Here is a 12,404-nt window from a genome sequence, read left to right on the forward strand (position 1 = left end):
AAAATACAACACTAATCTAATTGATTTAGTGTTGTATAAAATCTATGTAAAAATTATTAAGCTGGTTTATCTGCTGAATCTGCAGTAGCGGCTGGAGCAGCTGGGAGTTTTAATGTAACTTCAAATGCTTTTGATGAACTCTTAACTGGTGTTGCATCATCAACATATTTAGCAACTTTGAATTTAATTGTAACTGTTCCTTGCGAATCATTGTAAACTGTGTTAAGTCATCCACTTGCCCCTTGAATACCTTGTTTGTTTTCGTATTCAGGTTTTACATCATTAGCAATCATGTAACCATTTTTGATAAATCGAATTTCTTTTTCACTGTTAACAGCCTTAATTTCTGCTGAAGGTTCTGTAACATTGTAATCTCTACCGGCACCTGTTGCTAATTGAGCATTATAGTTAGAGAAGAATAATTGTCTTTTTCTTACTTCACCTTTTGTTAATTTGTCAATAACAGCTTGTCTTTTTTCTGGTAAGAATGTGAATAATTCAGATCCTTTAGCCGCTAATCTTTCACCGATTCTATCTAATTCAGCAATTTCTGGGTCAGCTTGCACAGGTGAACCTGTGTTTGTGTCACCAGGTTGCTCTGGGTTTTTAGTGTCTTTACATGACACTGCCACGGCTGGTGCCACAATAGCTGATAATCCAGCAATACTCATAAGTAAAGTTTTTAATTTTTTCATAATAATCATCTCCTGAAAATTAATTTATCTACTTAAATTTAAGCACATTTTTCAAATATTATGTAATAAATATGTAATTTTTTCTTATTTTTTTCACATTTTGTGAAAAATTAAGTATTTTTTCTCTAGTTACACTCTTTATTCGGTGAATTCTGAAATAAAAACCACAACTAGAAGCTGTGGCGAATTTATGTAAGGCATAATAATGATTATGTGTTTTACATAAAATTATTTAGTGACAGGTGTTTAATAATTTAACACAAGAAGGATGTTTTATGGACATCACATTCTTTATCCGAATCAAGTTCAAGGATAAAGCACTAGTATTATTATAAGATAAAAATTCAAAAAATGAAAAAATTTTTCATCTATAATTTAAAGAACTATGAAAAAAAGTAAAATTCGTAATTTCTCAATAATAGCTCACATAGATCACGGTAAGAGTACTTTAGCTGACCGTATTTTAGAATACACGAATACAGTAGACACAAGAGAGTTAACTGCTCAATTTTTAGATTCAATGGATCTTGAAAAGGAACGTGGTATTACAATTAAACTAAATGCAGTTCAAATCAAGTATAAAGACTATATTTTTCATTTAATTGATACACCTGGACACGTTGATTTTAATTATGAAGTTTCTAGATCCCTTGCAGCTTCTGAGGGAGCTTTATTGCTTGTGGATGCAACACAAGGTATTGAGGCTCAAACTTTAGCTAATGTTTATTTAGCGATTGAAAATAATTTAGAAATCTTACCTGTTATAAATAAAATCGATCTACCAAGTGCTGATGTTGAAGGTGTCAAAAAAGAAATAGAAGAAGTTATTGGTATACCAACTGATAATGCTATTTTGGTGTCTGCAAAAACAGGTCAAGGTGTTCATCAATTGCTTGATGCGATTGTTGAATATATCCCAGCACCTAAAAATGCAGATGATAATAAACCTTTAAAAGCATTGATTTTTGATAGTTACTTTGATCCCTATCGTGGAGTTGTTATGTTTATTAGAGTATTCGAAGGCAAGCTTAAAACAGGAGATAAGTTTAAATTTATGTCAAGACAGGATGCAGAAAATGAGTATCATGTTATTGACTTAGGTATTAAAAATCCAAATGAAACCAAAAAAGACAAATTAGTTGCAGGAGAAGTTGGATGAGTTTCAGCAGCAATTAGAGATGCAAAAGAAGTTAACGTTGGGGATACAATCACTTTAATTTCTGATCCAACAAAACAAGCTCTTCCAGGTTACAAAAAAATGAAACCTGTTGTATTTACTGGTTTTTACCCAATTGACACAAAAGATTACATGGATCTTAAGGAAAGTTTAGAAAAAATTTCATTATCAGACTCATCAATCACATGAGAACAAGAAACATCAAAAGCATTAGGGTTTGGATTTAGAGTTGGTTTCTTAGGAATGTTGCATATGGAAATTCTTCAAGAAAGACTTGATAGAGAATATAAAGTTGGAATTATTGCAACAAGCCCAAGTGTTGAGTACAAGGTAACTACTACAAAAGGAGAAATTGAATACATTTCTAACCCTACTTTATTCCCTGATAGAACTTTTATAGAACAAATAGAAGAACCATATGTTGAAGCAAGTATTTTTGTACCAAACGAATATATTGGCAATGTTATGGAACTTTGTCAAAATAAAAGAGGTATTTATAAAACTTTAGAGACAGTTGACTCTAGAAGAACTAGAATAATTTATGAATTACCATTAGCTGAAACTGTTTTTGATTTTTTTGATAGATTAAAATCAACTACAAAAGGTTATGCCTCATTTGAATATGAGTGAATTGGATATAGACCTTCAGATTTAGTTAAAGTTGACATCTTATTAAATGGTGATAAAGTTGATGCATTCTCAATAATCACTCATAGAGAAAAAGCATATGAAGCAGCTAGAGAGTTGTGTATAAAACTCAAGGATGCAATACCTAGGCAAAACTTCGAAGTACCTGTGCAAGCTACTATTGGTGGAAAAATTATTGCAAGAGAAACAATTAAAGCTTATAGAAAAGATGTTACTGCAAAACTTTATGGTGGGGATGTAACAAGAAGACAAAAATTACTTAAAAAACAAAAAGAAGGTAAGAAACGTATGAAAAAACTAGGTTCTATCGAAGTGCCACAAGAAGCTTTCTTATCGGTTTTAAAAACAAATATTGATAAATAATTTATTTAGCCAGATTAATACCTGGTTATTTTATTAACCAAGTTTTATAATTGTCTCCATATAAATTTCTAATCGCATCTTTATATGATGATTTTTGATTTTGATATCCTCCATAAACTAAATCATATGGTTCTATGTTGTATGATCCAAAGTTATGTGAATAATCTAATTTAGGCGATCTTAATAGACAAGATATTGACGCTTTATTTTTAAAATCAACATCATATGTAGCGAACATTAAACCAAGTAATTGGTTATTTTGATTAACAACCGGAGATCCTGATGAACCGTAATATGGTTGATAATTATTTATTACGAATCTTAAACCATAATTAACAAATTTATTTGTTTTGAAAACAGATTTATTTACATACTTAAAATTATTTAAATTACTTATGTACCTAAAGTTAAGCAAAATATCAACAAAACCGGGATAGTTTTCTAAAAAACGAAATTGCTCTGAGTGATTTAAATTATTTGAATTATTAAAAGTAAACTCATTTTCCTTATTGTGGTAACCTATTGAGAAAAATTCATGATTTTCCAAAATATTATTTGATGATATTGTGTTAATTTTTTTAATATTAATAAATTTACCTAATCATTCATTAAACGTCATATTTTTACAACTGATTAAATTTTCATTTTTAGAGTATTCAAAAATTGAATTACTTTTATTACGAATATTTTTCAAATCTAATTCCAATATACCAAAATCAATCATTTCTTCAACATTGCCCATATCATGGATGTAATTTTTAGGACTTGACTCTAAAAAATCTAATGCCAAATATACAATTTTAAAATCACTAGGATTAAAGTTGAAAATTTGCTTAATTTCTTGGTTTTTATTCGTATCAAAGTGCAACTTTGAAATTTGAACTTGAGAAGTTATAGGGTTACTTTCATCATTTAATAATTGATTATCACTGATAATATTTGAAAATATTGACCCATCAGTATTGTTCTTTACAAAGTTATTTAGAACATGAGCATTTGTTACGAAATACAATTTTTCAATTTCACCATTATCATCAAGATGATAATCAAATAAACTGATAGTACCTGAATGAATCATATATTTAGATTGTGAGTTCATTCTGTTATGAGGGTTATAGTTATGAAATGAAACTTTAAATACATTATCCATCATATCTTCATGCTGAACATTAAGGTTAATTTGATTATTTTTGTCAAGTTTGATATTTTCTCAATTCATTTTTCCTGAACCAAGCAAAATTTTATTATTAATTAATAACGGAGAAAAATTACTTAAATATTTTTGATTCAATAAACTATTTGTTGTTTTATAAGAATTTGTATTATGGCTTTTCTTATTCATTTTTTTTTAATTGAGGGTTATCAGTCTTGCATGAAGGAGTAAAAAAACTGCAACAAAACATTAACTTCATAAAAATTATTAAACAGACTAAAATTTTTTCATAATCACCTCATTAATTTAGTAATTTTTCTCAAATTTGAACTATTAAGTAATTAGTTGCAAGAATAGTTAAAAAAATTAAAATAGTTGATAAAGTTATTCATTTTCTATAGATAATTTTAAGAGTCTTGAGACATTTAATGGAGGAGAATATGAACCATATCATGCTAATAATGAATATACAATTTCAGATTTTGTGTCAATTAAATATAAAACACTTAAAGACACAATAGAAAATAGAAAATGAGTAAAGATCCCTAACAATAATAATAAAAAAGGAGTAGAAACTGTTAAAATCCCTGGAGATCTTACTGGTTATACAATAAAATTCTATAAAACATCAGAAAAGAATGATCACTCGGGTGTTTATGAGAAATTTTTTCTCAAAAGAATATAATGTGTTTTCATCGGTTGTAAAATCAGATATCTTAGAATTTGCAAAAAATAAAAATAAGTTAAGAGTTGCTTTATCATGAGACTCGAAAAATTTTGATTACAAAATACAGTAATTTTATGAAAAACAAGTCATTATATGATATTAAGAGTGAATTAGTTGACATCTTTGATTTTGAAGCCTTGAACAAGTCAATGTATAGAAACTTAAGATACATTATGAATTTTCCAATTGTTAAACAAAGAGATGATTTTACTTTAGTGCTGGAACTAATACAAATGTTGAGTGTGCAAAATGAGTTACTCATTAACTGGAAGGAAGTAATATTTTATATGTTAGGGCACTTGCCAAAACAGAAAGCAATCTCTTAACAAAAGAAAAGTGCGAATTAATAAAATGTATATTAGTAAATGGTTTATTAACAGAAACAATTTCAGGAGAGTAAAATCAAACTGAAATTATTAAAATAATTATGAAAAACCTCAATATAACTATCACTAAAAAATGTGTTCGTTATATTGAGGTTTATATTTTTCAATTTAGTTATCTATCAAATTTTGATTTGTTCTTCTTCAGGTAAAAACATTTGATCATTTTCATTTAAGTTATAAGTTTTTGTGAAATCTGGATTGTTTAATAAAACAACATTTCCACGTATTTCTGAAGGTGAGTGAACGTCAGATTCCAATCTTCTTTTTGCGCTTCCTTCTGTGATAATCATTCTTCAAACTCTAGCTCAGTTTTCGAAGAAGTTTTTTGGATTAAAATCATTTTCAAGTTTAGCAGCTTCAAAGGCACATGAAACTCCACCGATATCAGCAATATTTTCAGAAACTGTTAGTTTTCCATTAACTTTTCCATATTTAGTTTCTTTACCATCATATAACTTAATAACAGCTGCAATTTTTTCGTCAAATTTTACTCTATCTTCATCAGTTCATCAGTTGTTTAAGCTTCCGTTTTCATCAAATTGTGAACCGTTGTTGTCAAATGCGTGTGATATTTCGTGAGCAATAACTGCTCCAATTCCTCCATAATTTGCAGATGAAGATTGATTAATATCATAATAAGGAGCTTGTAAAATTGCTGCAGGGAAAACAATGTGATTTGCAAATGGATTAAAGTAAGCATTAATTTCTGCAGGAGACATTGCTCAATACTTATCATTCTTTAATTGATTGTATTGTGATAAGTTATATTGAGTCTTAATTGATTCAAAAAATAAAACATTTTCTAAAATGTTTGAACCTTGTTTATAGGTCTTAACAATAAAATCTTTGTAAAATGGCTTGATGATTTCTGGATATCCAACCATAACACCTAATTTGTTCAATTTAGTAATTGCTTTTTTAATTGTTTCTTTTGATAATCATGTGTTTTCTTCTAAGTTTTTTTTATAGACTTCAATCATATTAGCAACCATATGTTCTACATCTTTTTTAGCTTTCTCTCCAAAGAAATGTTTTGCATAGTACATACCTAACGGTTCTTTGAAATATTTAGTAGCTAAATCATAAGCAAACATTTCTAAATCTCTTGGTTTTTGGATTGAGTAAATTGCATTTTTAAATTCTGTTGCTTTAATTCTTGTTTCTTCATCTAAATATGAAGCTGCAAAAATTAAGTTTTTAATAAAGAATAATGCTTTATATTCTTCGAACGTTTCACTATTAAAAATATTGTTTAAGTTTTCAATAAATTTAACGTTTGAACAAGGTATCATTTCAACTTTTTGACCTACTAATTGCTCTGCAATGTTTGGAATATTAAAAATTGAACTTTTATCGGTATATCATAAGATTTCTTTAGGGTTGTATAATGAAACATAATCAGCCTTTTGAACATCTGAAAGAACATAATCTTTAATTTTTAAATCAAAAGCAATAGCTTTATTAATTAAATCATTTGATTTTCTTTCGTTAAATCCGTATTTTTGTAATAAATCAAAAACCATATTAATTCATACAGTCATTAATCTATTTGCTTCTTGTTCATTTTCATATGTTTCTTTTGAAGGTAAAATTAAGCTAAATTCATCAAGTCATAAAACTTGTAATTTATTATTTTTAAAATCTTCTGCAACACCAAAAGATAAAGGTAAAGATACATATCTATTATTAAAGTAATCAAAATTTGAAGCAAGTTGTTCAAATGATTCTAATTCTTCAATATTTTTAAGAAAATCTTTAGCCGGTTTTATTCCGATTTCTTTTCTCTTATCTTTATCAATAATCATTTTGTAAAATTCAACATACTGCTTCATCATAGGATCATTAGATAATTCTTTTTGACCATTAGCTCACTGAACTGTTAAGTCTTTAAGTAATTTTTCTAATTTGATATCTAATTCACCGAATGCTGACATTGATGATCTATCTGATGGAATTGTAGCTGTATTTAATCATTCATAATTAACGTATTCATAAAAATTATCTTCTAATCTAGGTTTTGACATTTTAACTCCTTATAATTTTCTTTTTATTATATAGCAATTAGAGTTTTTTAAATAAAAACCACCAAAAATTGGTGGTACATATCTATAAAACTAATATATAAATTCTATTTAATAAATTAAACAACTTTAACTGAAACTTCTTTAGAATGTGATTTACCTTCCAAATTGTTTCTTTCTATATGGAATATTTCAATTTTTTCATTTCCCTTGGTGTGTAATCCGTGTTTTTGACCACGGCGAAATCCTTTAATTTGACCTTCTAGTTCGTCAATTGTGTTAGCTTGTGCAATAACTTCACCACTAGCTACTAATTTTGCTTTGTATTTGTACATAAGCACCTCCGATTTCTTACACTTTTATTCTATAACTTTTTGAGATTAAGTTATCAAAAATTTAATATTTTCTAGTAAATTTTTCACATTTATGAAAAAAAATAATTACAGCACTTCTTATCTTATTTGAAGATAAAAAGTGTATGATTTAAATATGACTAAATTACGTAAATCTTTATTATTTTTAACTGGTTCAATTTTAGGTCTAGGAACACTTGTGACTAATTCATGTAGTTTTCTAGATATTTTTAAATCATCAGAAAATCGTGATAAAAAACAAGTTAATAAAGTTAAATTAAGATTTACAAATTACACACATCCTACAATTGCACCTTCTAATGTAGTCTCAATTAACGATAAAGAATTTATGAAAACTTCATCAAAAAGTAATTATGAAGTTGGTCAATTATTAAATAGATTTGAAACTGAAAAAAATAATGTGCATGAATATGAAGAAACTAATGGAACCTACTATTTTGAATACATAGATCCGTACACAAATGTGACTTTTAGAGACTATGCATATTATGTTAGTGAAGATAAAAGCGAACGTAGATATTTACTAGGTCCTGAAGGTTTAGTTTTATATGCTCATGAATTTAAAAGAAAAATTCCATTCAGCACTGAAGTTTTTGATCTTGAAGCTATAAATATAAATAATTTTAGTGTAATAGATAATACTGCAAACGGATTATATATTCCAAATATTAAAAATATCTTTATTAATGGTTTCTTTTTTTGTGAATCAGGAATGAGTCTTTATGAAATTATTGCTTATATGATGCAAACAACATTCCACGAATATATGCACCATTGAGCAAACTCATATGCAGAAATTGCATTTAAAAAAGATGTACTTGCAAAATATTATAACTTTGAAAATGATGATTCTGATTTAGTTAATCCATCAGTTATTTATTATTCCCCTGGAATAACAACTAAAGATCCACACAATCATCATTATATTCAATATTGAAATAAATCATTTGTTAATTCATTTCAATATTTATTAAACTATGACGTAACTTTAAAATCAAAAATTTCTGATGAAGCTTGAGAAATATTAAGAGCAGATAATAATAAAAAGAATAGTTTTATTCATAATGTTTTCAGTCCAAAAGATATTTGAGATCTTTCAAATGGAGCACCAACTAATCCTGATGTCATTAAACTTAATAAAAAATTAAATGAACATTCAAAATTGTATTATTCGCCTGATACAAAGTTTGGACTTTCATCAAATAATATTCGCTACTATTATTCATTGACTGAATTAGTTCCTAGAGAATATTTAAAATACGGTTTTGAACCTTACTTCAATATAAATTTACCAAATCCAATTGGTCCTGCTATAGAAGATTCAAGAAATAAAGGTCAAGATATCTTTACAATGAGTTATTTTAGCTATGCTCATATTGATAAGACATCTTCATCCACAACTTACACAATTTCACCAACATCTTTAGCAGATGATATGAGTAAGGTTTTCTTAAATAATTTTGATTCGCAATATAGACAAGGATGATACATACAAGGTGATTTGACAATTCAAGAAAATTCAAACAGAACAAGAACTTATAAAAATCAATCTTCAATTCTTCTACCAACAACACCTTTTGCTTTATCTGAATATCAACCTCAAGTAGGATATAGAACTAAAACTGAATATTTAAATCTTCAGAAAATAAAACAAGATAAATCAGTTGATTTTTACAAATTATTTTTAGATGCAATGGGTTATGGAAAAACTATTTCACAACTATATTATGATAATAGTGGATGAAAATGAATTGATTTAGAGCATTCGCAAATTAAAAATAATGAAGCAAATCAACATAAAATCAAATTAAGTGGTTACTTAGATTCAAATGAGTACACAGGGTTTGTCTTCGTTAATCCGGATAATAATCAAGTTACTGCAACATCAAAAATCAAATACTTAGATACATTCAATTTTTTTGGCCACAAATCTTTTGATAAAGGCGCATTATTATCAAATTCATTAACATCAGAACAAGCTCGGCAAAGAGAAGAACAATTAAATAATAGAATTTATCCAAATTCATTAAATGAATATACAAACACTTTATTTATTCCATATATTTCAGAAGATTTCATTATAAAACCAAGTAATAATTCAGTTATTTATTTATGAAAAGATTTAAATAACAATAATGTTGCTGAAGAAAATGAAATTTTAATAGAAAAAGAAATAACGCTTCCTGAAAATAGATGAGTAACAACAGCAAGATCAACAAAAAATGAAAATGTTTACAATATAATAAAAACTATAGATAACAAAGTTAAATTAGATTTTCATAAATTATTTACATAGTTAAGATATTCACAAGTAAACAGAAAGGAATTTATGCTATGAAATTTTTCTAAATTAAAAGTTGGACAAATGATTAATGTTCAAGCTTATAAACATAATGGTCATCTTTATAGACAATGAAATTCTGTAAAAGTAATTTTTCATAATAAGAGACATATTGTTTTATTTTTAAAAAACACTAAAGTGGCTGAATATGAAAGAGATGTAAATGGGTGAAGATATAAAGAAAATGCAATTTGATTTATTCCGAAAGATTCAATGTACAATGCAATTGTTCTTTTAAAAGAAAGTGGTTCTTATTATTATATAAACCTTGCATCACGTCCAATTTTTGAAGATGACACGCTTAAATTTATTGATTATGATTTAGATATAAAATGTTATCCAGATAAAGAATTGCAAATTGTTGATAGAGAAGAATTTGCTGAACATTCAAAAGAGATGAAATACCCCGAATCATTAAGAAAGAATATTTATGATGAAATTAAAGACATCATTTCTTTATATAATGATTATGAATATTTCTTTTCAGACGAAGTTATTGCATACTATTTAAAAGTTTTATATGATGATAAATTGATAACAGAGAAAACATATAATAAATTATTAGACACTAATAATAGAAGAAAATACAATGAAGAAACTTCGATGTTTGCCGATATTTCAAAAATATACAAATAATAAAAACTTTAATACTGTCCATTAAACTATGATGTGGATAGTATTTTTTAAATCAAAAGTTCAAATAAAAAATTCGAAAAAAATTTTTAAAAAAACTTTGAATAAAAAAAATAGTGTTATAATATTCATGCTTTTGATAGCGAAGAAGTTCTTTGAAAACTAGATATATACAAGACATGACAAGTCAATTTTTTTCGAGAAGTTTGATCCTGGCTCAGGATGAACGCTGGCTGTGTGCCTAATACATGCATGTCGAGCGAAGTTCTTTGAACTTAGCGGCGAATGGGTGAGTAACACGTACTTAACATGCCCTTTAGATTGGGATAACGATGAGAAATTATCGCTAATACCGGATACTTATATGGAACGCATGTTCTATATATAAAAGGAGCCTTAAAGCTCCACTAAAGGATTGGGGTGCGTAACATTAGCTAGTTGGTAGGGTAATGGCCTACCAAGGCTATGATGTTTAACGGGGTTGAGAGACTGAACCGTCACACTGGGACTGAGATACGGCCCAGACTCCTACGGGAGGCAGCAGTAGGGAATTTTCCACAATGGACGAAAGTTCTGATGGAGCGACACAGCGTGCAGGATGAAGGCCTTTGGGTTGTAAACTGCTGTTATTTAGGATGAAAAATAGTAGAGGAAATGCTATTATCTTGACAGTACTAAATCAGAAAGCAACGGCTAACTATGTGCCAGCAGCCGCGGTAATACATAGGTTGCAAGCGTTATCCGGAATTATTGGGTGTAAAGCGTCTGTAGGTTGTATGTTAAGTCTGACGTCAAAACTTGGGGCTCAACCCCAAATCGCGTTGGATACTGGCATGCTAGAATTGCATAGAGGTTAACGGAATTCCTTGTGAAGCGGTGAAATGCGTAGATATAAGGAAGAACACCAACATGGCGAAGGCAGTTAACTGGGTGCATATTGACACTGAGAGACGAAAGCGTGGGGAGCAAACAGGATTAGATACCCTGGTAGTCCACGCCGTAAACGATGATGATTAGCTAATAGTGATGAAGCTATTGGCGCAGCTAACGCATTAAATCATCCACCTGAGTAGTATGCTCGCAAGAGTGAAACTTAAAGGAATTGACGGGGATCCGCACAAGCGGTGGAGCATGTGGTTTAATTTGAAGATACGCGTAGAACCTTACCCACTCTTGACATCTTCCGCAAAGCTATAGAGATATAGTGGAGGTTAACGGAATGACAGATGGTGCATGGTTGTCGTCAGCTCGTGTCGTGAGATGTTCGGTTAAGTCCTGCAACGAGCGCAACCCTTGTCCTTAGTTAGATGATTCGAGGAAACTGCCCGGGTAACTGGGAGGAAGGTGGGGACGACGTCAAATCATCATGCCTCTTACGAGTGGGGCAACACACGTGCTACAATGGATGGTACAAAGAGAAGCAATACGGTGACGTGGAGCAAATCTCAAAAAACCATTCTCAGTTCGGATTGTAGTTTGCAACTCGACTACATGAAGTCGGAATCGCTAGTAATCGTAGATCAGCTACGCTACGGTGAATACGTTCTCGGGTCTTGTACACACCGCCCGTCACACCATGGGAGCTGGTAATGCCCGAAGTCGGTTATGTCAACTACGGAGACGACCGCCTAAGGCAGGACTGGTGACTGGGGTGAAGTCGTAACAAGGTATCCCTACGAGAACGTGGGGATGGATCACCTCCTTTCTACGGAGTACAATCAGCAATTTTATATTGCTATTCTAAATCTTTTTATTACGATAATTTTTGTCATGATATATCTAGTTTTGAGAGAATTTCTCTCTAATGTTCTTTGAAAACTGAATAGTTATAAAGATATTAATATAACAACGACATCAAAAATAAATTAAAGTCAATTTGTTTTGGA

At 29.2% G+C, this 12,404-nt stretch carries 8 protein-coding genes and 1 rRNA gene; 5 read left to right on the plus strand and 4 right to left on the minus strand.

Features of this window, described 5'->3' with window-relative positions; translation table 4 throughout:
- Window positions 1-56: 56 nt before the first annotated feature.
- Complete coding sequence (locus U5U50_RS01010; protein WP_324673082.1) at window positions 57-695, minus strand: variable surface lipoprotein; 639 nt, start codon at window positions 693-695, stop codon at window positions 57-59.
- 385 nt (window positions 696-1,080) lie between these two features.
- On the opposite strand from U5U50_RS01010, the gene lepA reads away from it, so the two are divergent.
- On the plus strand, window positions 1,081-2,883 hold the full coding sequence (lepA, locus tag U5U50_RS01015; protein ID WP_324673084.1) for a translation elongation factor 4: 1,803 nt from the start codon (window positions 1,081-1,083) through the stop codon (window positions 2,881-2,883).
- 25 nt (window positions 2,884-2,908) lie between these two features.
- On the opposite strand, the gene U5U50_RS01020 is transcribed toward lepA, so the two are convergent.
- Complete coding sequence (locus U5U50_RS01020; RefSeq protein ID WP_324673086.1) at window positions 2,909-4,225, minus strand: DUF31 family putative serine protease; 1,317 nt, start codon at window positions 4,223-4,225, stop codon at window positions 2,909-2,911.
- Between the two features lie 612 nt (window positions 4,226-4,837).
- Here U5U50_RS01020 and U5U50_RS01025 point away from each other — a divergent pair.
- Window positions 4,838-5,089 (plus strand): hypothetical protein, encoded by a 252-nt coding sequence (locus U5U50_RS01025; protein ID WP_324673088.1) that lies wholly within the window; start codon window positions 4,838-4,840, stop codon window positions 5,087-5,089.
- Between the two features lie 176 nt (window positions 5,090-5,265).
- On the opposite strand, the gene U5U50_RS01030 is transcribed toward U5U50_RS01025, so the two are convergent.
- Together U5U50_RS01030 and U5U50_RS01035 are read right to left on the minus strand one after the other, a co-directional pair.
- Window positions 5,266-7,173, minus strand: a complete 1,908-nt coding sequence (locus U5U50_RS01030) for a M13 family metallopeptidase (RefSeq protein WP_324673091.1) — start codon at window positions 7,171-7,173, stop codon at window positions 5,266-5,268.
- A 116-nt stretch (window positions 7,174-7,289) separates the two neighbouring features.
- Entirely contained in the window at window positions 7,290-7,505 is a 216-nt protein-coding gene (locus U5U50_RS01035; RefSeq protein ID WP_257089500.1) for an MAG6790 family protein, read from the minus strand.
- A 154-nt stretch (window positions 7,506-7,659) separates the two neighbouring features.
- On the opposite strand from U5U50_RS01035, the gene U5U50_RS01040 reads away from it, so the two are divergent.
- The 3 genes from U5U50_RS01040 (at window position 7,660) to U5U50_RS01050 (ending at window position 12,223) form a co-directional block, all read left to right on the plus strand.
- Entirely contained in the window at window positions 7,660-9,840 is a 2,181-nt protein-coding gene (locus tag U5U50_RS01040) for an MYPU_1760 family metalloprotease (RefSeq protein WP_324673093.1), read from the plus strand.
- A 33-nt stretch (window positions 9,841-9,873) separates the two neighbouring features.
- Entirely contained in the window at window positions 9,874-10,521 is a 648-nt protein-coding gene (locus U5U50_RS01045) for a DUF402 domain-containing protein (protein ID WP_324673095.1), read from the plus strand.
- Window positions 10,522-10,711: 190 nt separating this feature from the next.
- Window positions 10,712-12,223 (plus strand): 16S ribosomal RNA (locus U5U50_RS01050).
- Window positions 12,224-12,404: the final 181 nt, after the last annotated feature.

The sequence above is a fragment of the Mycoplasma sp. 888 genome, assembly GCF_035609225.1.
Lineage (GTDB): Bacteria > Bacillota_I > Bacilli_A > Mycoplasmatales > Metamycoplasmataceae > Mycoplasmopsis.